This window comes from Marinomonas epiphytica, from assembly GCF_054780655.1.
On the sequence record NZ_BAAGVX010000033.1, the window covers coordinates 14501 to 39404 of the forward strand.

The 24904-nt window shown below is 44.6% G+C and carries 21 protein-coding genes; 16 read left to right on the top strand and 5 right to left on the bottom strand.

Annotated features, from left to right (window positions below; all coding sequences use genetic code 11):
- Position 1: 1 nt before the first annotated feature.
- Positions 2-1309, bottom strand: coding sequence for a DNA recombination protein RmuC (locus ACYVGZ_RS10315; RefSeq protein WP_460754931.1), 1308 nt, complete (start codon positions 1307-1309; stop codon positions 2-4).
- Positions 1310-1370: 61 nt separating this feature from the next.
- On the opposite strand from ACYVGZ_RS10315, the gene ACYVGZ_RS10320 reads away from it, so the two are divergent.
- The 4 genes from ACYVGZ_RS10320 (at position 1371) to ACYVGZ_RS10335 (ending at position 7326) form a co-directional block, all read left to right on the top strand.
- Positions 1371-1988, top strand: a complete 618-nt coding sequence (locus ACYVGZ_RS10320; RefSeq protein ID WP_460754934.1) for a YigZ family protein — start codon at positions 1371-1373, stop codon at positions 1986-1988.
- The gene (gene rapA, locus ACYVGZ_RS10325; RefSeq protein ID WP_460754937.1) at positions 1981-4818 is read left to right on the top strand and encodes an RNA polymerase-associated protein RapA; all 2838 of its coding nucleotides are present in this window, start codon (positions 1981-1983) and stop codon (positions 4816-4818) included. Before ACYVGZ_RS10320 ends, rapA begins: the two co-directional genes overlap by 8 nt.
- Positions 4819-4824: 6 nt before the next feature.
- Entirely contained in the window at positions 4825-5481 is a 657-nt protein-coding gene (locus tag ACYVGZ_RS10330; RefSeq protein ID WP_460754939.1) for an RluA family pseudouridine synthase, read from the top strand.
- Between the two features lie 174 nt (positions 5482-5655).
- On the top strand, positions 5656-7326 hold the full coding sequence (locus tag ACYVGZ_RS10335; RefSeq protein ID WP_460754942.1) for a methyl-accepting chemotaxis protein: 1671 nt from the start codon (positions 5656-5658) through the stop codon (positions 7324-7326).
- A gap of 49 nt (positions 7327-7375) precedes the next feature.
- Here the strand turns inward: ACYVGZ_RS10335 and ACYVGZ_RS10340 are convergent, their stop codons facing one another.
- Positions 7376-8302, bottom strand: a complete 927-nt coding sequence (locus ACYVGZ_RS10340; protein WP_460754945.1) for a histone deacetylase family protein — start codon at positions 8300-8302, stop codon at positions 7376-7378.
- On the bottom strand, positions 8303-9403 hold the full coding sequence (locus ACYVGZ_RS10345) for an HD-GYP domain-containing protein (protein WP_460754947.1): 1101 nt from the start codon (positions 9401-9403) through the stop codon (positions 8303-8305). It lies immediately after the preceding gene.
- A gap of 134 nt (positions 9404-9537) precedes the next feature.
- On the opposite strand from ACYVGZ_RS10345, the gene ACYVGZ_RS10350 reads away from it, so the two are divergent.
- Positions 9538-9996, top strand: a complete 459-nt coding sequence (locus tag ACYVGZ_RS10350; protein WP_460754950.1) for an EVE domain-containing protein — start codon at positions 9538-9540, stop codon at positions 9994-9996.
- Between the two features lie 5 nt (positions 9997-10001).
- Here the strand turns inward: ACYVGZ_RS10350 and ACYVGZ_RS10355 are convergent, their stop codons facing one another.
- The gene (locus ACYVGZ_RS10355; RefSeq protein WP_460754953.1) at positions 10002-10685 is read right to left on the bottom strand and encodes a hypothetical protein; all 684 of its coding nucleotides are present in this window, start codon (positions 10683-10685) and stop codon (positions 10002-10004) included.
- A 213-nt stretch (positions 10686-10898) separates the two neighbouring features.
- Here ACYVGZ_RS10355 and miaB point away from each other — a divergent pair, with 213 nt between their 5' ends.
- The 5 genes from miaB to lnt are packed head-to-tail and all read left to right on the top strand — an operon-like array spanning position 10899 to position 16212.
- Positions 10899-12254: a tRNA (N6-isopentenyl adenosine(37)-C2)-methylthiotransferase MiaB gene (gene miaB, locus ACYVGZ_RS10360; protein ID WP_460754955.1), complete on the top strand. Its 1356-nt coding sequence runs from the start codon at positions 10899-10901 to the stop codon at positions 12252-12254.
- A gap of 12 nt (positions 12255-12266) precedes the next feature.
- Positions 12267-13307, top strand: coding sequence for a PhoH family protein (locus tag ACYVGZ_RS10365; RefSeq protein ID WP_460754957.1), 1041 nt, complete (start codon positions 12267-12269; stop codon positions 13305-13307).
- Positions 13304-13768: an rRNA maturation RNase YbeY gene (ybeY, locus tag ACYVGZ_RS10370; protein ID WP_460754960.1), complete on the top strand. Its 465-nt coding sequence runs from the start codon at positions 13304-13306 to the stop codon at positions 13766-13768. The genes ACYVGZ_RS10365 and ybeY overlap by 4 nt, the downstream gene beginning before the upstream one ends.
- A gap of 12 nt (positions 13769-13780) precedes the next feature.
- On the top strand, positions 13781-14647 hold the full coding sequence (locus ACYVGZ_RS10375; RefSeq protein ID WP_460754962.1) for an HlyC/CorC family transporter: 867 nt from the start codon (positions 13781-13783) through the stop codon (positions 14645-14647).
- 5 nt (positions 14648-14652) lie between these two features.
- Entirely contained in the window at positions 14653-16212 is a 1560-nt protein-coding gene (gene lnt / locus ACYVGZ_RS10380) for an apolipoprotein N-acyltransferase (RefSeq protein ID WP_460754965.1), read from the top strand.
- Here the strand turns inward: lnt and ACYVGZ_RS10385 are convergent.
- A complete protein-coding gene (locus ACYVGZ_RS10385; RefSeq protein ID WP_460754967.1) occupies positions 16198-16647 on the bottom strand; it encodes a zinc ribbon-containing protein in 450 nt (149 codons plus the stop codon). The two genes, lnt and ACYVGZ_RS10385, sit on opposite strands and share 15 nt — an antisense overlap.
- 136 nt (positions 16648-16783) lie before the next feature.
- On the opposite strand from ACYVGZ_RS10385, the gene leuS reads away from it, so the two are divergent.
- The 6 genes from leuS to ACYVGZ_RS10415 all read left to right on the top strand — a co-directional run bounded on the left by leuS (position 16784) and on the right by ACYVGZ_RS10415 (position 24894).
- Positions 16784-19231, top strand: a complete 2448-nt coding sequence (leuS, locus tag ACYVGZ_RS10390) for a leucine--tRNA ligase (protein WP_460754970.1) — start codon at positions 16784-16786, stop codon at positions 19229-19231.
- A 59-nt stretch (positions 19232-19290) separates the two neighbouring features.
- Complete coding sequence (locus ACYVGZ_RS10395) at positions 19291-19803, top strand: LPS-assembly lipoprotein LptE (RefSeq protein WP_460754973.1); 513 nt, start codon at positions 19291-19293, stop codon at positions 19801-19803.
- A 2-nt stretch (positions 19804-19805) separates the two neighbouring features.
- A complete protein-coding gene (gene holA, locus ACYVGZ_RS10400) occupies positions 19806-20843 on the top strand; it encodes a DNA polymerase III subunit delta (protein ID WP_460754976.1) in 1038 nt (345 codons plus the stop codon).
- A gap of 27 nt (positions 20844-20870) precedes the next feature.
- A complete protein-coding gene (locus ACYVGZ_RS10405; RefSeq protein WP_460754978.1) occupies positions 20871-21524 on the top strand; it encodes a TIGR02466 family protein in 654 nt (217 codons plus the stop codon).
- A gap of 118 nt (positions 21525-21642) precedes the next feature.
- Positions 21643-22251: a flavin reductase family protein gene (locus ACYVGZ_RS10410; RefSeq protein ID WP_460754981.1), complete on the top strand. Its 609-nt coding sequence runs from the start codon at positions 21643-21645 to the stop codon at positions 22249-22251.
- Positions 22252-22278: 27 nt separating this feature from the next.
- On the top strand, positions 22279-24894 hold the full coding sequence (locus tag ACYVGZ_RS10415; protein ID WP_460754983.1) for a cyclic nucleotide-binding domain-containing protein: 2616 nt from the start codon (positions 22279-22281) through the stop codon (positions 24892-24894).
- Positions 24895-24904 lie beyond the last annotated feature (10 nt).

Genomic DNA, 24904 nt, shown 5'->3' on the forward strand with positions numbered 1-24904 from the left:
TCTATTCTGGGTCTTTATCTAGGGCATTTTCAAGGTGCGAAGGGGGCAAACTTTTATTCGTTTTCGCCCCCATTAACTTAAGTTTCTCTGCCCGGGCCATTAAGTTACCCCGCCCGACTGTTAGCTTCTTAACTGCGGCCTCATGAGTACGATTAACCGCATCTAACTTATTGCCAATGTCATCCATATCCTGCACAAAGCCCGCAAACTTATCGTACATAGCCCCTGCTTGGCGGGCTATCTCAATGGCATTTTGACTTTGTTTTTCATTGCGCCAAATATTCTGAATAGTACGCAAGGTAGCCAACAAGTTAGATGGTCCAACAATAATAATATTATGCTCAAATGCTTCACTAAAGAGCCCATTATCAGCTTGTAAGGCCAGACCGAACGCCGCTTCTATTGGTATAAACAGGAGTACAAAATCCAACGAAGTCACGCCCGGTATGTCATGGTAAGCCTTAGCGCTCAGGTCTTTCATATGACGCCGGACTGCATCAAGGTGTTGCTTTAAGGCTCGTGACTTATCCTCTTCTGTTTGCGCCTCCATATAAGCCAGGTAGCTCACCAGCACCATTTTTGAGTCAACAATGACTTGTTTTCCTTCAGGTAATTGGATAACCACATCAGGCTGAAGGCGGCGACCCGCTTCTGTTTGATAGGCTTCTTGCACCTGATATTCCTGCCCTTTCGTGAGCCCAGAGCGCTCTAAAATCCGCTCTAGAATAACTTCTCCCCAGCCACCTTGTAGCTTATTTTGCCCCTTTAAAGCCTGGGTTAGATTAAGGGCATCGTCACTTATTTTTTGGTTTAGCTGCTGTAACCCTTTAATCTCCTTCACCAACGAAAACCGTTCTCGCGCTTCCTCTTGGTAGCTTTTCTCTACACTTTCTTGGAATTTCTGAATTTGGCTTCCTAGCGGTGTTAACAAACTACCTAGTTGACGCTCATTTTCTTGTGCTAAGCGCGCTCCTTGCTGAGCCAATATTTCTTGAGCAAGTTGCTTAAACTCGGCCTCATTCTGGCGTTTTTGCGTCTGATATAAGGACTCTTTTTCTTGCCAAACTTGCTGGGCTGAGGAAAACTGCTGCTCTAAAATCAGCACTTCTTTCTCCAGTTCATGCTTGTGCTGGTTTACAGATTGAACAACTTGCTGCAATTGCTCCATTTCTTGCTGCATTTTTTGCTCTGCAAGGTGCCACTTACGGCGTATAGCCTGTACAATAAAGGCCGCTATGATGGCCAGTAATAGCGCACCAAAAGCAAAACCTGATAACACATAAACAGCTTGCCATTGCCAATCTATCATAGTTTCAAAACCCATTTTTATTAGTGAAATCAATCACTCTAGAAGAAAGTTACCAGTTTACATGGATTATTATCTAAGCCCAACACACACTCAACGCTTTGATCTAGAGATTAAGAACAGCCAATTTATAACCCATGTGGCACGCACCCAAGGCCGTGAACAGGCAAAAGCTTTTATCGAACAAATGAAACAACAATACCCCGACGCCAATCACAACTGCTGGGCTTTTGTGGCTGGTGTGCCTAACAACGCTCATTTATGGGATCAAAGCGACGACGGAGAGCCAAAAGGTACCGCCGGAAAGCCCATGCTTAATGTACTTCAGCATTCGGGTTTTGGAGAAACCTGTGTGGTGGTCACACGCTACTTCGGGGGCATAAAACTCGGGGCGGGAGGGCTAGTTAGAGCCTATAGCCAAGCGGTGCAGGAAGCATTAAGCCAAGTTAAATTTGAAAATATTTACCCTCGTACTGCCATTCAAATAAAAATTGCCTACTCTTTATTAGGTAAGGTGGAGTATTGGCTCGAACAGAGTGACATTGAAATAACCCACAAAGAATACAGTGACAGCATTATCTTAGATCTTGCTGTTATCGAACGCACTTGGCCCGAACATAAAACAAGTTTAACAAACCTCTGCCAAGGTAGCTTAACCATAATACAAGCGGACAATGAATAACATGTATACCACAGGACAACGATGGAGCAGCCGGAACGAACCCGATTTGGGAGTCGGCATTATTATTGAAACTCAGGGTAAGTCTTTCACCCTGCACTTTCCTGATACAGAAACAGATAGACAATACGCTAACACACAAACTAGCTTAGTAAGACGTACATTAACCGTCGGAGACCAACTCCACTACGACGAGGCAACTTACCAAGTATTGGAAGTTGAAGAAATTGCAGGCCTCATCGAATACCGCATCAGCGAAGACGATGACTGGCTTGAAGAGTCTATTATTCAGTTTCCTCGTAACGACAAAAACGAGTTAGACTCTATTTTAGCATTATCCCCTGCACGTAGAATGTGGTTCGACTTACGTAGACATACGTTAGAGCACCAGGCATCACATGCGGCAAGTGAAGTTCGTGGTCTTATGGGACTTAAGGCTGAACTACTGCCTCATCAAATATACCTAGCCCACGACATTGCTAACCGCCCTAAAGCCAGAGCCCTACTGTGTGATGAGGTGGGCATGGGTAAAACCTTAGAAGCCGGCTTAATCTTGCACCATAGGTTGCTCAATGGTTTAAGTAAGCGCGCTTTAATTCTTACTCCTACCAACCTTCAACACCAATGGCTGGTGGAAATGTTGCGCCGCTTCCATCAACCTTTCACCTTGATAAACGACACTGTTTATGAAGATTTCATGGAAGGAGATGACAACCCATTTGAACAACAGCCTTTTGTCATCGCACCAATCGATTGGGCCAGCCAGCACCCTCATGCTACCCGTCACATGCTAGAAGCGTCTTGGGATATGGTGATCGTTGACGAAGCCCATCACTTAAGCTGGAACCCAGATACACCAAGCATTGGCTACCAAGTTGTGGCCAAATTAGCCAGTGCCAGCGAGTCCTTGTTACTTCTTAGTGCTACGCCTGAGCAAACAGGAGAGAGAGAACACTTCTCCCGTTTACAGCTCATTGACCCAGACCATTACCATGATTTTGAACGCTATCAAGCTCAGCAACTTGAGTTTAAACAGGCTGCTGAACTGGCTGAGCATTTATTGCCGTTCACAGACGATCAAAGCCACTCAACTAAACAGGACTGGGCAACACTGTTCAACTGCTATTTAGACGAAGTCAAAGGGAAAGATTGGTATCACAACTTGCAAAGTGATCATTCCGAAGAGTTACAACAAGCGGCAAGCGAGGCCATCAGCTGGCTCATTGACCGCCACGGTACTGGTCGTGAGATGTTCCGTAACACTCGAGCTGCGGTGGGCGGTTTTCCAAACAGGCATTTACACAGCTACCCTCTTGATAACAATGAAATTTTCGCATCTGCTAGTCACCATGTATTACCTGAAGCGGAAGTTCAAGAAGGAAACTGGGAGCAAGATCCACGCTGGTTCTGGCTTAAAGAGTTTTTAGAATGCCAAGCCAATAAAGTCTTAGTGATTTGCCATACTGCTGATATGGCCCAATGGCTAAATGATCAACTGACTTTTGCTGGCTTTCAAAGTGCCGATTTCCATGAAAGAATGCCGCTCATTCATCGTGATCGTGCAGCGGCTTATTTTGCAGATGAAGAAGGCGCACAAATTCTTGTTTGTTCTGAAATTGGTAGCGAAGGCCGTAACTTCCAGTTCAGTCATCACCTAGTAATGTATGACCTACCAGAACACCCTGATTTACTTGAGCAACGCATTGGTCGACTTGACCGACTTGGCCAAATTAACGATGTGCAAATCCATGTCCCCTACTTGCAGGGCAGCGTGCAGCAACGCCTATTCCATTGGTATCACGATGGACTGAATGCTTTTTGTCGCACCACTGGCGCTGGCGATAAGGTAGAAGAAGCCTTTCGCGAGAGTCTACACGCTTATTTACATGGTCAAGATGATGATCAAACCTTGCTTGAAGAAGCCAACCTTTACCATGAAGCGCTCTTGAAGCAAATGGATGAGGGCCGTAACCGTCTCCTAGAAATGAGCTCTTGTCGCCCAGATAAAGCACAACAGTTGATCACACAAATCAACCAAGAAGCTACTCAAGGACTGCATCATTACATTGAACAAGTCACTCATGCTTTCAATATTTATGCGGATTGCATTTCAGACGACGAGCATAAAGCTGCTTGGTTTATCCGCCCTTCCAGCGACATGATGCTAGAAGCTCTGCCCGGGGTTGAAGAAGAAGGTAAAATGCTGATGCTTGACAGACGCCAAGCGAGTCAGCGCGAAGACGTCGCCTTTGCGACTTGGGAACATCCTTTAATCACCATGCTAATGGACGAAGTTCAAGGCTTTGATTCAGGCAAACTCACCTCTGCGATTCTACCTATCTCAGCCCTTCCCGAAGGAACTGTATTAGTGGAAAGCATGTTTGTTATTGAGGCTGCGGCACACCCAAGGCTGAAATTGGCCCAATCTCTACCTATGACACCTATGTGGCAACTGTCAGATTCAAATGGTAAGTTTTTACACCAACAATTTACCCCTGAAAAATGGGCAGAAAAACTTAAGGGCGTCCCTAATCGTGTGGCCGAACAATGGGTAGCAGCCTTGCGCAAGAATTTGATCGAGGTACTACAAGCTCACCAACTGAATGCTCAAGACCAAGCTCGCCCGATAGTACAAGCTGCGAAATCGTCTTATCAGCATCGTTGTCAAAGTGAAATTGAACGCCTAAGTGAACTTAAAACCTTCAACTCTGCGATCACAGAAGCTGACATTGAACGCTTAGAAACAAATATGCAAGAAGGCTTAGTGCGCATTGATGAGCATCAAATCCGCTTGGATGCGATCCGCATCATTCTCACTACGAAGCCGGAATAACCACTCGTGCCTACGCCATCACATAAACGAGCACCCAGTGGGACGCTAGAGATACTCTATGAAGACGACTGGTTTGTTGTGATCAACAAACCAGCGAATTGTTTGTCTGTGCCCGGTCGCGGCCCAGACAAACAAGATTCAATCTTGTATCGTGCTGAGCAAGAGTTTGGCGAAGCCTACGCCATCCACCGATTGGACGAAGCCACATCAGGGCTGATTCTGGTGGCAAAAACCCATGAATGCCAAAAGCGTATGTATGCGCATTTTCGTGAGCGTGAAGTCAAAAAAGAATACCGCGCCTTGTTGCGCGGTAAATTATTAGGACAGCGAGGTGAAGTGCGAAAACCGATGCGCTGTGACTGGCCTAATCGACCGAGACAAATCGTCTGCACTGATGAATGGAGTAAAGACTCTATCACTTTTTGGGAACCCATTGCCTATGAGGGCAACATTACCCGTGTTCGACTCACCCCTTACACAGGTCGCTCCCATCAACTGCGCGTACACATGCAAAGTATCGGTCACTCTATTATTGGCGATGAATTTTACGACCCAGATTACAGTGAAGCAGACCAAAGGCTGCTGCTACATGCCTATCGACTGGAGTTCCGCCACCCTTTCACTAAAGCTTGGCTCGCTTTTGTCGCTCCCTGCCCTTTTTAAGCCGAAGCATTTCAGGATTGTTTAATACAAAGACATATTCTTTACATTTCTTTATAATTCTTGGGCTCAAAAAATCCCTAATGAGATACACTCAAAAAGTGTTTTTCAATAATGTTCTATACAGACAAGCCCCAGCGAATCAGGATCACCTAAAAGGATAAAAGGCGACATACCATGTTTAAATCCCTAACCATTCGAATTTATTTATTAACCTTTTTACCGTTTTTGATCATTGCGGTCATTAGTGCATTGGTACAAACCAGCACCGTATCTCAAGTTAGCCAAGGGGTGTCAAGCGTCATTTCTGATGCCACTATTGAAATTGAACAGAAGCGTTTAAAATCAGTAATAGATACCTCAATGAGCCTGGTCGCTAAAGAACTTGCTCTACCTAACAAGGAAGGCATGGAAGAAGCACTTAACATTCTCAATGAGGTGCGCTTTGATCAGGGACAAGGCTACCTTTATGTTTATGACACCCAAGGCGTACGATTAATGCATGGTGCTGGCGCCCCTTTAGGTGGAAACTTTTGGGCTGCTAAAGACAAAGCAGGCAACCTATTTATTCAAGACATCATCAATAGCGCAGTGAAAGGAGATGGCTATAGCACCTTCTTTTTTCCTAAACCTGGTGAAACTCAAGCCTCAGAAAAGTACGGATACGGGCTTTATATTGATAAATGGGACCTTGTTGTGGGCACAGGATTCTACATTGATAGCACCAAACAAGTTATTTCTCGCATTGACCAATCAATTGGCGAAATTCAAAGCGAAAGCTTAATGGGAGATCTTATAATCTGCCTAATTGTACTTGCCGTACTCATTCCAACTGTTTTGATTTCAATCCGGAGCATTCTTAAACCGTTGCAATCACTGCAAGGTTCGGTGAACTTACTTGCAAAAGGTCAAGGCGACCTAACCACCACCTTACCTTCTAACAAAATTGATATTCTAAATAACATCGCTGTCGGCTTTAACACCTTTATTGGCTCAATGGCTGATGACATCCGCGCATTAAAATCATCAAGCAACGACCTCCACACTATCTCAGAAGTCGCTAACAATCAAAAAGACCAACTCGCTCAAGTTGCGAGCAAGCAAATTGATGAAACCAACATGGTCGCGGCTGCAATCGAAGAAATGGCATCCAACTCTATTGAAATTGCCCACAATGCTCAAATTACAAAGCAAACCGCCCAAGACACTGAAACTGAGATACAAGAAGTCGTTAACCAAGTACAACTTTCCAGTGAACAACTAACACACTTAAGCACCACCCTAGAAAAAGTAGAAAGCTCTGTGCTTTTAGTGGGTGAAAATGTCGAAGAAATTAACCTTGCCCTTGGTGTGATACAAAGTATCTCTGAGCAAACCAATTTACTTGCTCTAAATGCTGCCATTGAAGCAGCACGTGCTGGTGAGCAAGGACGAGGTTTTGCCGTTGTTGCCGACGAGGTACGAGGCTTAGCTCAGCGCAGCCAAGAAAGCACCATAGAAATCAAAGACATTCTAGATAAGCTTCAAGCCAGTGCATCACAGACTATCGATGATATGCAAAGCTCTATCTCGCAACGGGAAGAAGTAAATCAAGCGATGGCCAGAATTAATAGCATCATCGCTTCGAGCACGGAGTCAATTAAGTCACTCACTAGTATGAATGTGGAAGTCGCCAACTCAGCAAACGAGCAATCTGATGTTGCCAACAGCATTTCCAAAAACGTTTCCGGCATTGCTCACCTAGCCGAAGCCATTGGTAACGATACAAACAAAACGGCAGAACAAATGAACAACCTTAAACAACAATCTTCGCTGATCAAGAAGATTACCGATAAGTTTACGGTTTAATAAATGAGGCCAGCTTACCCAGAGCTGGCCTCATTTATTATGACAACCATTAACTATAACGCTTTTGCCACACAGCATGAGCGGCCTGATGTAAAAGGGAGTGTCGTTTCGCAACGTTAAGCTCTTGCCTATCATAGCCCCCACCAATTACACAGGCTATTGGAGCTTTGTATGACATGACAGTCTCAATTACATATTGATCTCGCTCAAATACACCTAGATCAGTCAGCTCTAAATAGCCCAACCTGTCGTCTTCATGCACATCCACACCAGCGTCATAAAAAACAAAATCAGGCTTATGCTCTTGCAATAGATTAGGCAAGGTTTTCTTTAACAGAGCTAAATAATCTTGATCATTGGTCCCTTTAGGGACGGGTATGTTTATCCCACTTGCTTGCTTAATACTTGGATAGTTTTCCTCGCAATGCCAAGACACAGGGATTATGTATTGGTTGTCAGCAAAAAAAGCGCAAGTGCCGTCCCCTTGATGCACATCGCAATCAAGAATCAGCACCTTCTTGGCTTTACCCGAATTTACCAAAGCCAACGCAGCCACCGCCAAATCATTAAAAATACAGAAACCCGCGCCATGGGAAGGATGCGCATGGTGCGTGCCTCCAGCAAGATGACACGCCAAACCATGCTGCAATGCTAATTCGCTGGTTAAAATAGTACCGGAGACAGCACGCAGTGTCCGCTCAACAAGCCATTCAGACCAAGGAAGCCCAATATCTTTTTGTTCTTGCTCAGTCAGCTGGCCGCGAATAAAACGTGATACATAATTTTTATCGTGAGCCTGCATTAGCACGCTAAGAGACAAGGGGCCAGGTCGATACTCGTTTTCTGAGGTGAGTATTCCTAATTCTTTTAAATGGCACGCAAGTAGAGCAAACTTTGCCATCGGAAAACGATGCCCTTGGGGAAATGGAATGCTGTAATGAGGGTGATACACTAAGGGCAGTTTATTTTTATGCATTTACGCGTTACTAAGCTCGTCTCCTGCCTTATGAACCAGCAATTGCTTGATTGCTCGGTTAAATCGATCAATTAAATAAGGAGGAAATGCCTTACCTCTTTCTAGATTAATGGCCTTAACAGCGTGCAAGGCACTACGGCTATATTCTTTACCTTGCTTACCACACACCATATCAATAAAAATGAGTGACATGGAAATAATAAAACTCCCTTGGGGGATGCTTTCACCTTTCTTTCCCAATGGAAATCCTGTGCCATCAAAACGCTCCTGATGACACAAAACAATGTCAGCCGCTTCCTGAAAGCCTGGATACCTTGCCAAAATATCAGCCCCTAATTTAGGGTACAGATGAACAGGGTATGACTGACTGCCCACTTGCTTTTTCAACACCACCGCATGCCCCATATTATGCATATAAACCGCGGCAGCCAATTGTGAGCTAGAAGCTTTTTCATCACAATAAGTATTAATTAGCAAACTTAGTTGAAGCAGTTTTTCATTGCGCTTGGGCGTATAACCAAGCAAAGGGTTTAACTTATAACTCAAAGCAATGAAAGAATCTAAGCTTGGATTTCGTACGTCACTGTCTTTATCCAAACTAGGCTCTTGGACCTTTACAGCCTGAAGGCTATCTCCCTTCAGATAACCCAGTAAATGTTGAGCATACCCAACCCTTACTGATTCTTGATCTTGCTTGAAGACGTGATCCAAGCCTTGCTTAATTTGGCTCAACACAGAAGAGTCTATAGCTTGTTCGTGGCGCACTTGCTGTAGCACAAAACCCAGCTGTTCCAGCACCAAGCTAGACAACTCAACATAACAGTCATCGTAACTTATGTGATCTTGCCGAATGGCATCAATAATTTCTTCCATACAGTGCAGAACATCAACAAAAGGATCTAAAAAACACACTGCACAATTGCCTTTGATACTATGCAACGTGCGAAAGAGCTGGTCTAGTATCTCTTTTGAAAAGCCATTATGTTTAATATGAACAATGACGGCCTCAACCTCTTGCTGAGCATCAACTAATGACTCAAGCATGTCACTTTTCAATTCGGCTTCAAGAGCCAGAAATTCATTACAAGCAATGTACGTCATAAATCCCTCACGACCTTCACCAAGCTCCCTCTCCAACTTCCTTGAGTGCGCTTGCTCTTTTTTTTTGCATTAGTTTAAAAGTAAAGACAATTACATTCTTTTACAAAATGCATACTAAGGCAAGTATTATATCCATGAAAAATTACTGGTTGATGAAATCGGAACCGGACGCCTTCTCTATTGATGACCTAGCAAGGATGAAAATATCACCTTGGGATGGGGTTCGTAATTACCAAGCAAGAAATTTTATGCAACAGATGGCGGTGGGTGACCTAATCCTGTTTTATCACTCCAGATGCAAAAAGGTGGGAATAGCAGGTACAGCTGAAGTTGTTAAATCCGCTTATCCAGACTACACCAGTTGGGATAGCACTTCGCCTTACTTTGACCCTAAATCTTCCCCGGAATCACCCCGTTGGTTTATGGTGGATATAGAGTTTCAAGAGAAATGGCCGCAAGTATTAACCTTAGCGGAGCTCAAACAACAACCAGAGCTAGAGGGTTTTGCTTTATTAAGGAAAGGCAACCGCTTATCCGTCATGCCCGTTAGTGAATCTGTATGGTTGAAAATTGAGCACCTAAGGCCGGTTTAAGTGCCTTAATGATATGCTCTATCACGATCTTGCAAGCTGTAGGCGTGATCAAAGTAATACTCTCCAACAATACCAAAGTAACTAAAGCGATTTCCTTTACGCCCTATTAAGCCAATACTAGCTCGCTGCTGAAATGACTCAGGCTGAAAATAACTCTCAATTCGCCACCCTTCCCTATCATCAAAGCGCTCTTTAAAAACAGACAACCTGTGATTTTCTGTCCAGTAGTAACCTAGCCCCAACTTGGTACTTGCCAAATTGCTTAAGGTACGATCAGCTGAAGTGTAATTGGCCATGACAGAAAAATCCTTAATAAAGAGATCTAAGAGAACTCGCCCAGTAACACTTCGTTCGGTCACTAAGCGCTCATTTTTAGGTTCCAGCTCTGTGACACCCAAACCTAGCCCGACACGACCGTATTCATTAAACAAAAACCAATTAGAAGCAAATTCAGATTGAGCAAAGCTGTCTTTATCAGAACCGGTAATATAGTAATTACTGTTCAGATACACTTGGGTAGCCGTATGCTCGCTTAGCGTCATGTTGATTTTAAAATCAATATTGAGCAAGGATTTTTGCTCTAACAGCCCATAACCTAAGCCAAACTCAAAATTAGCGGATTCAGGTTCCTCAGCAAAGGCTCCAACACTAGCAGTTAACATCAGCCAAATTACAATAAACCTACGCAAACCAGAACATCCCTTTTACTCGCCAGAAGACAACGTTTGCCTCCTATTGTGACGGCTTAACAAACAAAGCTCCAGACTTGCAGGTTAAAAACACCAATTAAGACTTTTTTTAGATAAAAGGCAGGTTAACAAAGACAAGTCTGGGCTTCACACGAAAAGCCAAATATAATACCCCCAAAGTCATAAAGACAATTTTTTAGGTAATAGAGTTAAATGACAAAGAAATTATTTATACAAACTCATGGCTGCCAGATGAATGAGTATGACTCATCACGCATGGCCGACTTACTAGGTGAAAGCCATGAGATGGAAATAACTGACAATGCAGACGAAGCAGATGTACTACTTTTAAACACCTGCTCCATTCGAGAGAAAGCACAAGATAAAGTATTTCATCAGCTGGGTCGTTGGAAAAAACTAAAGCAGAAAAATCCCGACCTTGTGATTGGCGTTGGTGGTTGTGTAGCCAGCCAAGAAGGCGATACTATTCGTAAGCGTGCCAAGCACGTCGATATGATTTTTGGGCCTCAAACCCTGCATAAGCTACCAGAAATGGTTAACGCAGCGGCACAACACATCCCGATCACAGACGTCACTTTTCCGGAGATTGAGAAGTTTGACCACCTTCCTGCGCCGCGCGTTGAAGGGGCAGAAGCATTTGTTTCTGTCATGGAAGGTTGCAGTAAATACTGTACTTTCTGTGTTGTACCTTACACACGAGGTGAAGAAGTCAGCCGTCCATTCGACAGCATTATTACTGAAGTTGCCCAACTGGCAGAACAAGGCGTTCGTGAGATCCATTTACTAGGGCAAAACGTAAACGCCTACCGCGGTGAGACGGAGTCGGGTGATGAAGCTGACCTAGCAGATATTATCCACGCCGTAGCACTGATTGATGGCGTTGAAAGAATTCGTTTCACCACGTCGCACCCTGTTGAATTTACCGACAGTTTAATCGAGGCGTTTAGAACCGAACCTAAACTGGTAAGCCATTTACACTTACCCGTTCAAAGTGGTGCCGACACGGTTTTAGCCAATATGAAACGTGGCCACGATCGTCAATACTATATTGATAAGATTAATCGAATTAAAGAAGCTCGCCCAGGTATTAGTTTGTCCTCTGATTTCATCATAGGTTTCCCAGGTGAAACCGATGACGACTTTATTGATACCATGAATCTGATTAAAGAAATTGGTTTTGATCATTCATTCAGCTTTGTTTATAGCCAACGACCAGGTACACCTGCGGCCAACCTAGAAGACGACACCCCTGAAGAGGTGAAAAAAGAGCGTCTAGCTATTCTACAACGTCGAATCAGCCAACAAGCCTATGACATCAGTTTAGCAATGGTAGGCAATATAGAGCGTATCCTCATTAGTGGTTACTCGCCCAGAGACCCAGGACAACTGCAGGGACGTACCGAAAACAACCGCATTGTAAACTTCAGCGCCATTGATCCCCAGCTTATCGGTAAATTTGCCGATGTAGTGATCACAGATGCCTACCCTAACTCCTTGTTAGGTGAATTGATTAGCTCTGAGCTTGATTCTGACTTTGTACTTCATTAAGTAAGGTAACTTTTGGAAACGACAATTACTTCTCAACAAATCCGCCTTTCTCCCGCTGACGCAAATGCGTTAGCGGCTTTATGCGGCCAACTGGACGAAAACCTCAAACTAATCGAAAAAAGACTTGAGGTAAACATTCAATATCGTGGCGAGTTATTCGACATTAGCGGTGAAAGCACTGATTACGTAGCAGCCAGCAAGATCTTGTTGGAGAACTTGTACCGTGAAGCGCAAGCAGGCACCGCCATTACACCTGAGACCATTCACCTGTATTTACAAGAGTCCACCATTGAGTCCTTAACAGAAAACCATAAGGGCAAACACGACCAGCTGGTGATCAAAACGCGTAAAGCCTTTATTAAACCTAAAGGCAAAAATCAGCAGAACTATGTAAAACAAGTTCGCAAACACGATATTAACTTTGGTATTGGCCCTGCTGGTACGGGCAAAACTTATTTGGCCGTGGCTTGTGCTGTAGAAGCCTTAGAAGCGGATCGCGTTGAGCGTATTATGTTGGTTCGTCCTGCGGTTGAAGCAGGAGAAAAACTAGGCTTCTTGCCGGGGGATTTATCCCAAAAAATCGACCCTTACTTACGTCCTTTGTACGATGCATTGTATGAAATGCTTGGCTTTGAATTAGTCGACAAACTGATTGAAAAGAACGTGATTGAAATCGCCCCTCTTGCTTTCATGCGCGGTCGCACGCTCAACAACTCTTTCATAATTCTTGACGAAAGCCAGAACACCACTCGTGAGCAGATGAAGATGTTCCTAACTCGTATCGGGTTTGGCTCCACCGCAGTCATTACGGGTGACACTACCCAAATTGACTTACCACGGGGCACCTCTTCCGGCCTTGCTCACGCCATGCACGTTCTAAAAAATGTAAATGGCATCAGCATGACACACTTTAGTTCCGCTGATGTGGTTCGTCACCCATTAGTACAACGGATTGTTGAAGCTTACGACCAATTCGATATTGAAGCCGAGCAAGAAAAGAAAGCTCGTATTCAGGCGCGCCTTAACTCAGAGAAAGCGGAAAGCAAAGCGTGAGCCTTTTAGACCTTGACTTACAAATAGCTTGCGAGAATACCGAGCGCCTTCCTAGCCTAGATGATTTTCAGCTCTGGGCTGAGCAGGCTCTCCCAGACGGTGATACCTCTTATGAGGTGACCATTCGTTTGGTCGATGTAGAAGAAAGCCATGAGCTAAATCACCAATATCGAGGAAAAGACAAACCAACCAACGTTTTGTCCTTTCCTTTTGAAGTCCCAGAAGGCATTGAACTGCCACTACTAGGCGATTTAGTCGTTTGCAAACAAGTGGTGGAAGAAGAAGCCATTGCTCAACAAAAAAACCTCCTGCATCATTGGGCCCATATGATCATTCACGGCATCTTGCATTTACGTGGTTATGATCATATAAAGGAAGATGAAGCAGAAGAAATGGAAGGCATTGAAACCCAGCTACTTGCTGAGTTGTCTATTCCAGACCCCTATACGATAAAAGAGTGAGTCCCAAACCTAATGAGTGAAGACCGATCGAGTAGCTCCAACGATCAGCAAAAATCCTGGTTCGAGCGCCTAACACAAGCCTTCAATGATGAACCTCGAAGTCGTAACGACATAGTCGAGTTGCTTGAAACAGCTGTAGACTCTGAAATAATTGATCAAGATGCCTCTAAAATCGCCCAAGGTGCCCTAGAAGTATCTGAGGTCCAGGCTCGCGACATCATGATTCCCCCTTCGCAGATGGTGATAATTAAGTCTGAAGACGACCCTAAAACATCGATCCGAAAAGTCATTGAATCTTCCCATTCGCGCTTTCCCGTGGTTGGGGAAGATTCTGACGAAATCCTTGGGGTGCTCTTAGCAAAAGATTTACTGCCTTTACTGTTTAAAGAAGGTGACCTCACTATTGACGACCTATTAAGCCGCCTGCGCCCTGCTAACTTTATTCCAGAGAGCAAGCGCCTCAACGTCCTATTAAACGAGTTCCGCACTAAACGCTATCATATGGCAATAGTACTAGACGAATATGGCAGTGTGTCTGGCTTGGTTACCATTGAAGATGTACTGGAACAGATCGTTGGTGAAATCGAAGATGAAACAGACCGTTTAGACAGCAAAGACATTCAAAGCACCGAGAACCCTGGCATATACTCTGTTTCCGCTTTATGTAGCGTAGAAGATTTCAATGAATTTTTTAAAGTCTCATTAAGTGAAGAAGAGTTCGACACCATTGGCGGCATCTTAGTCCAACAGTTTGGCCGAGTACCATTACGTGACGAAGCCATAAGCTTTGAAGGGTTGCACTTCTTGGTCATCAAATCAGATGGACGACGTGTAAAAACCATACAAGTTTCTCACTCTCCGCTCCAAGCCGAAGGCTAACAAAGATGCATTCCGCCCCCGACTTAACGCCTCACCATAAGCTGGGGCGAGTCAATTTACTCGCCAAAGGGTTCGTGCACCTTCCAAAACCCATCCAGCTACTATGTACACTTTTACTTGGTGCCTTTGGTGTATTAAGCTTTGCTCCATTCCACTTTTGGCCAGCTCTTCTGGTTACTCTAATGGCCTTTTTTGTCCTACTAGAAACCAGCGCTCACGCCAAACAAGCTTTTTGGCGAAGCTTCTGTATTGGGCTGGGATTCTTTGGTGCAGGTGTGTCATGGATCTTTATCAGTATTGATGAATATGGCCAAACAGGCTCTGTGCTTGCAGCTATTATCACATTCGCTTTTGTTAGTCTATTAGCCTTGTTTTGGGGAGTTGCTGGTTCACTTTCTCACATAGTGACTGGCAAAGTTAAGAGCCTACCCAGAGCTCTACTTGCGCCTCTCGCTTTACTATTAGCTGAATATACACGCAGTCATATCTTTACCGGTTTTCCTTGGCTCCTTGCAGGGTACGGCACCCAACACACCTGGTTATTCGAGTTATTACCCATAGGCGGTATCTGGTTAGTCAGTATTGTTTACACCCTAAGCGCAGCAGTGATGGCTCATTTTTTAATGGGTCGCCATTTTATAAAACCACTAACAGGCATTCTTATTATCATTTGGCTTACCAGTGGATACTTAAATTACCAACACCAAGAGTTGGTAACTCAAACGGGGGAACTAAAAGCCACTTTAATTCAAGGCAATGTAAAACAAGATGAAAAATGGCTTGCAGACACAGCCCGCACATCCTTAGCCTACTATCAACAAGAAACCATTGCCCATTTAGACAGCGATTTAGTGGTTTGGCCAGAAACAGCCATTACTTATCTGTACCCACAAATACAACCTCACCTAACCAGCTTTAGCCAAGAGCTTGCCGAGCACAACACCACCTTAATCACAGGCATACCAGATCAAGACCCAGCCACAGGCCAATACTTCAATGCCATTTGGGCGACAGGAGATGGCTTTGGCCTCTATTATAAGCAGCGGCTAGTACCCTTCGGCGAATACATCCCATTGGCTTCCTTGGTTGGCCCTCTATTGGACATTTTTAACATGCCCATTTCTGGTTTCGTACCAGGTGATGACAATCAGCCTGCTCTACAAGTACGAGAGTGGGCCGCCGCGCCTTTTATTTGTTATGAGATCGTCTATTCAGAACAGGTGCGTAATATGGTGCGAGACAGTGATTTTTTAATCACCATTAGTAATGACGGCTGGTTCGGAGCTTCCATTGGACCTTGGCAACATTTACAAATAGCTCAATTTAGGGCTAAAGAAGCCGGGCGTTATGTCGTAAGAGCCACCAACACAGGCTTAACGGCAATTATCAACGAGCAAGGCCTAATTGATGCCCAAGCCCCTCAATTTAAGCAAACAAGCCTGACAGCCCAAGTAAAAACCTTCACGGGCCTTACACCCTACGTGCAATGGGGCAATTACGTCAGCCTTGTATTGCTGCTATTCTGCTTGCTTGTTTGTCAATTGAACTTTTTAATACGCCGCTGAATTGTCGGCCAAGTCATGACTCGATAAAATACCAAAGTGGCACACAGCACAGGCTGGCAAGTCCTGCGGTTCATTTAAAGTCATCTCATAGCCACAAGAAAGGCAATGATACTCTCCCTGCTCTACAAGTTCTCCTACCGTATGACAATTTTCTAAAGGCACGGGGTTGTTGTTAGCATGGTTTATTAACCACAATAAAGCTTGATCTTCTTTGTCATCTAATTCATCTAACCACTCTTCTCCTCCCTCTAACACCAGATGCCAGTTGGCATCTACCCAAGCTTCCATATACCCCATTTTATCATGCCAATACGCTCCCATTAGAGCCACATCCTCTAACAACCAGTCTTTAGCGCCGACAAGTGTTTTCTTTGCCTCGTCGAGTAAATCTTTGTCTGTTGACCGCTTAGATGAAACTTTTTTCATTGTTTTCATAACTCCTCCAACAAGTACCTTCTCATTAGGGCCGCATCTATATAAAATAGCGTATATTTTCTTTTAAACTCAGCTTGAGTTAAAAATTTTAACAAGATCGGCCAACACAACGCCACTTATGGGACCAATACAAAGCATGCAAGAACAATATAACCCGCAGCAAATAGAACAGTCTGCACAATCTTTTTGGGATGAAAACCAAGTTTTTAAAGCCGTTGCTGATACCAACAAAGAAAAATTCTACTGCCTCTCAATGTTCCCATACCCAAGTGGACGCCTTCACATGGGGCACGTTCGTAACTACACCATTGGCGATGTCATTTCTCGTTATCAAAGAATGCAGGGTAAAAATGTACTTCAACCTATGGGCTGGGACGCCTTCGGTATGCCTGCTGAAAATGCGGCTATCAAGAACAAAACTGCGCCAGCCAAATGGACCGATGAAAATGTCGCCTACATGAAAGGTCAGCTAAAGAAATTAGGCTTTGCTTACGATTGGGAACGTGAAATCGCGACTTGTAAGCCAGAATATTACAAGTGGGAGCAATGGTTCTTCACTCAACTTGTCGAAAAAGGGCTAGCATACAAGAAAACCGCTGCCGTTAACTGGGACCCTGTAGATCAAACTGTATTGGCCAACGAACAAGTTATTGATGGCTGTGGCTGGCGTTCTGGCGCACCTGTCGTACGCAAAGAAATTCCACAGTGGTTCATCAAAATCACGGATTATGCTGAAGAGTTATTGAATGACCTTGATCAGCTTGATGGCTGGCCTGAGCACGTGAAAGCCATGCAACGAAACTGGATTGGCCGTTCAGAAGGTCTTGAATTCAGCTTTGAAGTGGTAGGCAAAACTGAACGTTTATCTGTTTACACTACGCGCCCAGACACACTTATGGGCGTTACTTATGTGGCCGTTGCCGCTACTCACCCTCTTGCCTTAGAAGCGGCTCAAAACAATACCGAGCTTGCAGCCTTTATTGAAGAAAGCAAACAGACTTCAACCACCGAAGCAGATCTTGCTACCGTTGAGAAAAAAGGCATGGATACGGGCTTTAAAGCCATTCACCCGGTCACCGGTGAAAGTGTTCCTGTTTACACCGCTAACTTTGTATTAATGGAATACGGCTCAGGTGCTGTGATGTCAGTACCCGCTCACGACCAGCGCGATTACGAGTTTGCCACCAAGTACAACTTACCAATTAAGCAAGTATTACAACCCGCTGGCGACGAGACCATTAATCTAGAAAAAGAGGCTTTCACAGCAAAAGGCGTGCTGTGTAACTCAGCACAATTTGATGGTTTGGATTTTGATAAAGCATTCGATGCCATTGCCACTTTCATGACTGACAAAGGCATTGGCGAGCGCAAAGTTAACTACCGCCTGCGTGACTGGGGTGTGAGCCGCCAGCGTTACTGGGGAACCCCTATTCCAACCATTAACCTACAAGATGGCTCAGTCGTCACTGTCCCTGCAGATCAACTACCTGTTGAATTGCCAACCGATGTTGTAATGGACGGAGTAAACTCCCCGATCAAAAACAACCCCGAGTTTTCGGCTATTGAATTTAATGGTGAAGCGGCTGAGCGTGAAACCGACACCTTTGACACCTTCATGGAATCCTCTTGGTATTTCGCTCGTTACTGTTGCCCAGATGCTACCGACAGCATGTTAACAGAAGAAGCCAACTATTGGCTTCCAGTAGACCAGTACATTGGCGGTGTTGAGCACGCGATTCTGCACTTACTTTACTCGCGTTTCTTCCACAAACTATTGCGTGATGCTGGCCTAGTCACCTCTGACGAGCCATTCAAACGTTTGTTAACCCAAGGTATGGTTAACAAAGATGGCACTAAGATGTCTAAATCCAAAGGCAACACGGTTGATCCACAAGAAATGATTGAACGCTACGGCGCGGATACCGTTCGTCTGTTCATCATGTTTACTGCACCGCCAGAGCAATCCCTTGAGTGGAACGATGCGGGTGTTGACGGTGCTTCACGTTTCTTACGCCGCCTATGGGCCTTGGCGCACCGTCATGTGAATGCAGGCGAAGCAGCACCTTTAAATGTAGACAACCTTAACGGAGCACAAAAATCTCTTCGTCGTAAAACCCACGAGACCATTCAAAAGGTAACGGACGATATCGAACGCCGTCAGACATTCAACACAGCCATCGCGGCGGTCATGGAACTGTGCAACGAAATCAGCAAGTTCGAAGACACCTCTGCTGCAGGCCTAGCGGTAGAAAAAGAAGCCCTTGAAGCGGCGGTTCTGCTGTTGTCTCCTATTGTGCCGCATATTGCTCACCAGCTTTGGGGTGAACTTGGTCATACTGACAATGTAGTCGACACAGCTTGGCCTGTACTGGATGAAGCCGCACTGATTAAAGATGAGCTGACCATTGTGGTACAAGTGCTAGGCAAGAAACGTGCTGAGTTAACCGTTTCTGCTAGTGCAGATAACAAAACGATTGAAGCGGAAGCGTTAGCGCATCCTAACGTACAAAAATTCATTGCCGACAAAACCGTCCGCAAAGTCATTGTTGTACCTGGCCGCTTAGTAAACATTGTGGCCAACTAAAAGGTCATCACATAAGGGTGGCTTTGCCACCCTTTTCTTTTAGATAGTAGGATTTTCTTATGTCTGCGTTTTTTGCTCCCTTTCGCTTTGCGACTATACTCATGCTGATGCTTGGTCTTAGTGCTTGTGGATTCCACTTACGTGGCTTAGTTAATATGCCAGCCAACCTACAGACCTTGACCCTCGACTCACAAAGTGGCTCAACCAGCTTTGATAGAGAACTGCGAATCGCCCTAAAACGCGCCGATGTAACGATCGTTGACAAACTCAATGCCCTACCTAGTACGCGGGAATTAAAGGTTAATGCCATTACGACTCAAGACACAGTATTAGCACGCAACACGGATAACGAGATAACGCAAATAGAAAGGCGCTTAAACTTGGTGTACTTTATTCGCAATGAAACAGGCAAAGCACTATATGGTCCAAGAACGGTCAGTACCTCCCAAGTACTCGCCAACCAAAATGCCGAAGAAAGCACCAAGGCCGCTTACAACGCCCAACAAACAGACCGCATGAATGAAGATTTAGCGACACAATTGCTGAGCGATTTAAGCTACGCACCTTTGTAACCATGAAAGTAAAAGCAGAGCAGCTATCACAACAATTAACGACACTGGCCCCGATTTACATCATTTCAGGGGATGAGGTGTTGTTATGCCAAGAAGCCGCCGACCAAGTACGTAAAGCTTGCCTTGCCCAAGGCGTCAGTGAAAGGCTGCGCTTTGTCGCTGACGCACAATTCGACTGGCAAGACGTTATTAATGAGAATCAAAGCCTTTCATTATTCTCTGAACGGCGCTTGTTTGATATCCAAATTGATAAGATGTCCGAAAAGCACAGTAAAGCCCTCGCGCAACTTGGCCAGAGCCTTACTCAAGACAACATCATTTTGCTCAGTTTGCCAAAAGTGGATGCGCGAACCCAAAAGGCCAAATGGTTCAGTCAAATTGAATCCCAAGGTGTATTCACTCAAGTATGGCCAATTGAGGGAAGACGCTTGCCACAGTGGGTACAAAACCGAGCTCAAGCAAACCAAATTAGTTTATCGAGCGAGGCTGCAGGGCTCATTTGTGAACGAGGTGAAGGCAACCTATTAGCCCTCGCACAGGAAATAGAAAAGCTGGCTTTATCTTTTGGAACAGGCACTCACATTGATGTAGAGCAAGTCATGGATGCAGTGTCAGACAGCAGTCGCTATTCTGTCTACGATTTAAGCGATCGTATTTTAATGGGTCAAGCCAAACACGCTCTACATTGTCTAGATCAGCTACTCGCAGAAGGCATTGAGGCCAACATCATTCTTTGGCTTCTCAATCGCGAAACTCAAACCTTAACCAGTTTATTGGCTGCCAGCGAAAAGATGTCATTCCGGCAAGCTTGTCAGGCCCAGAGAATTTGGGACAAACGCGTACCCTTTTATCAAAGCGCGATGTCACGACATAACCAAGTCACCTTGCCTTATATGCAAAGCTATCTAGCGTTACTTGATAAAAGCATCAAGGGTCTAGAAGGGCCAGACCCTTTATTGGGCTTGCGCAATCTAGTCATGATGTTTTGTGGTTTTAAGCCCGTTATGACCGAACTAGACCTACCCACAGAATTCCATTAACCCCACACCTGTATCCAAGAGAAGATTATGAACGAGACGTCAATTGAAAGCATGAACGTTTGGACCACCCCTCTTTTCGTTGCCCAACTTGGCGATCATGAATTTCTTAAAGACGCACTACTGGAACAGGTTTACCAAGCAAAGAGCCAGCAAGCTGCCCCCATAGACAGCCAGATCGCTCTTTCAGCCAAACATGCCTTACACGAAAGCACATTGGACTTTTTGGACCTAGAAGACGCCAACGTGATGGAGCTCAAGCGGCAACTTGAAGAAACCACACAAGCGGTAGTGTGCGAACTTAACCAAGCTTATTGGCCTGACGACATACAAGTCAGTGCCGAAATTATTGAGTCTTGGTATCATGTCACCCAAACTGGCGGCTACCATGATGTTCATTCTCACCCGAACTGCTCTTGGTGCGGTATTTATTATTTGGCACCCGGTGACGCCAATGCTGGCGGCATTAACCGCTTTTATGACCCTCGCCATAACGCTGAGCATTTTGCCGATCTTGGCACCGCATACCTAGGAGGCCAAGGGGTTTGGGACTTCACACCACAAGAAGGACAAATCATTCTATTTCCCTCTTATTTAAAGCACTCTGCTCTACCCTATTTTGGCAAGCAAGATCGTGTTGTCATTGCTTTTAACTGTGTTATTGATGGTTTTTATGAAAATTAACTAACACGAGCATCTCCTTTATTTTTAAAGGAAAAATCACGCAACTAGCCTCAAGTATTCGCAATCAACTGGCACTTGTAGTAATTTAACCAGTATCATGATTTTTTGAGGTGTTGCTATGCAATTTCAGTTTGATCAGCTATCCGCTAACCAACGCTACCACCTGATCACGCAAACCGTTACTCCTAGACCCATTGCTTGGATCTTAACTCAAAACGAACAAGACTCCTTTAACCTAGCACCCTTCTCCTATTTCGCCGCGTTGTCATCTGACCCAGCACTGTTGGTGGTTGCCATCGGCAATAAAAGCGATCAGCAAGCAAAAGACACCAAATACAATTTACTCAACAAAAAGGAATGTGTTTTGCATATTCCTAGCAGCCAGTTAGCCCCCCAAGTTAACCAAAGTGCGGCTAACTTGCCTTATGGCGAATCCGAGCTTAATGAAGCCGATTTATCATTGGCCCCATTTGTTGAGAGTTTACCGAGAATCGAGCAGGCCAAAGTGGCTTTGCATTGTCGTCTTTATGATGTTCATGACTTAGGAGAGGCACCGACTCAAGCCCTCTATTTAGAAGTCTTGGCAATGCATGTGGATGACGAAATAACCGAACAACATGATGGCCGTACCTACATTGACGCTAAGCAATTAGATTCGCTTGGCCGATTAGGAGGCAACCATTACGCTACGTTAGGCGATATCATTACGCTCAAACGACCAAATTAACGCCACACAGAATTGAGGTTTTTTATCATGAGTTTGTCAAAACAAATTGCCGCGTTTCCTTTTATGTCTGGCTGCAGTGAAGAGTTAACTCAAGCTATTGAAGAAATGGCTTCACCCCGCTCATTAAAAGCAGGGGAGGTCCTTGCTGAACAGTTCCAAATTGGCCACTACTTATACTTTCTAGTGTCCGGCGAAATTGCTATTTCATTACCCCTTAGGGAAGCTTCTCAGTCCTATAATGTGGGTACTATTAACACGCCTCAAGCGCCAATTGGCTGGTCAGCTTTTCGCCATCCTTCACGCTATGCGACCACATTTATTGCCACCAAAACATCTAAACTTTTGGCATTTCCAATCTTAGCTCTGCAAAAATTGCTCAATGAAAACCTTGAGTTTGCAAATCGCTTCTTACAATTTGTGTATCAAGAATCTCTGCCGGTACTGACCAACATACAGAACCAAACGCGCCCATTTTTCTCAAATGAGACCATGTCTTTTGAAGAAACACGGCCTTTAACAGAGCCGCAGCTCTATGATGTGTCCATTAAAGAAGCGTCGTCTATTTTGTCTTACGCGCCCTTTTGTGACTCATTCACCCAAGCGGAAATACACAGCTTTGCCAAAGCCTCTAAAATTATTCTTGCTCACCGAGGCGATCTATTATCGCAACAAGACCAATTATCAAACGGGCTCTATATCCTTATAAAGGGTAAAGTTGTCGTTAATTACCAAACCGATTCTGGCGAGCAAATCACTACCCGCTCCATATCCCGTTCTGGCACCATCTTAGCTTGGTGCACCCATTCAGAAGACAGCAAGAACCGTACTTCGATTATTTCTTCCAGAGACAGTAGCGTACTCTTTATTCCTCGTGCTGATCTGCTGGAAATTTTTGCAGACAATCCGAAACTGTCAGCGAAGTATCAACACCGACTCATTTGGCTTATTGGTACTCACTTATTAGCCGCCAGAATGCGCTACTTATCACAAATCGCTAAAGACGAAATTTTAGCGGTTAACAATGTTATCGACCAAAACGCTGCTCTACTGCCAGTTAGCTCACCTTTATATAAGGTCAGTCTGCTATTAAAAAGTGCCATCACCACTGATGAGGCTTTCGGCATACTCTATAAATGCCTACATTTTGGTAGCGCCCTTGAAAGAACCATCTCGGGTATGTGCTTAGACATCCTAAAAGACTTACAACGAGAAAATGCTTTCTACCGTCACCTACAAAATGCTTACGACAACATTAATAACTTGCCTTTAGAAACACCGCCTCTTGATGCACGACGCCAAGGAACGGAGCAGTTTAAGCTGGCCTTCCAACAGGTACCTTATGTTATTAAAGGGCTGGAAAACTTACCTAAACGAGCGGGTAGTGTGTTCATTTATAATCATCTGCTTGGCTCACCAACCAACCAGCTTCCGAACGGTTTCCGCTTCTCAATGGATGCCCAGTTCATTGGTTCTATGATTATTGACAATGAGTATGGTATTTCAGGGCAACGGGTGGTGCGCCGCAGTAAAAACAGTGAGTTTTGGCGTGACAATTTTTACCAAAAATTTGGCAATATCTTTGTACCTAGCTGGGATACCCTAGAGCAAGGCACCAAAGAGTATGATGAGTTCATTCAGCAGTCTCAAGAAACACTAAAAAGCAACTTCCCTCTCATGATCTCCCCCGAAGGTCAAAGCTATAGCACACACCAGTCACCTGGTAGCTTTCTTCCTTTTGCGTTTGATATTGCCGCCTCAATGGGTGCGGAAGAGCCTTGGATCGTTCCAATTGCCGTGGCAAACTTTGATAAGCGTGCTGACCACAATATCTACAGTGCCATTATAAAGCCCGCTTTCAAGCTCTCAGATCGTGTAGACCTTAACGACCCACAAGCACTACAAGCATTTTTGGTTGAATACCAAGCGGAATACGCTGGATATGTTGAAGAAGCGATGGCTCTTGCCAGAGAAATTCGTCAATACCCTACTTTCAGCCGTAAAGTCGGTTACCGCTCAAATGTATTGAGTTTAAACCAATTAGATATTGAATTTGAATCCGATGTACGTGAACTGGAATACCAGCAAACTCGACGCCATTACCAAACTCGCCCTGTCGCCTTTTACGGCTCATCAAGCATACGTTTGTGGGGTGATGTAGCCGAACACTTTAATCAGCCCGATGCCATTAACCTCGGCTTTGGGGCCGCAACATTAGAAGCTTGCGTGTACTACTTCGAACGTTTAGTGCTGCCACACAATCCAAGGTCTCTGGTGCTGTACGCCGGTGATAACGACATAGGTAATGCCAATGATGCAAATAAAGTTGTGGAACTCTACATTGAGTTACTACAAAAAATCGATCAGCACCTAGCCGGCATTCCTGTTACTCTAATTAGCATTAAATGCAGCCCTGCACGTAGTCGTTTTAGAAAAACCATTGAGGCAGCAAATACGCAAATTCAACGTTTAGCGAATACTCGTCCTAATACTCAGTATGTGGACCTTTTTACACCATTATTAGATTCAGACAAGGAAGTAAAAAGCAGTTTTTTTGAAGACGACCAACTGCATCTCAACAAAAAAGGCTATGATATATGGTTAAAAGGCTTACAACCCCATATCGATTTCATTTTTAAAAAATAAGAGAGTAGGT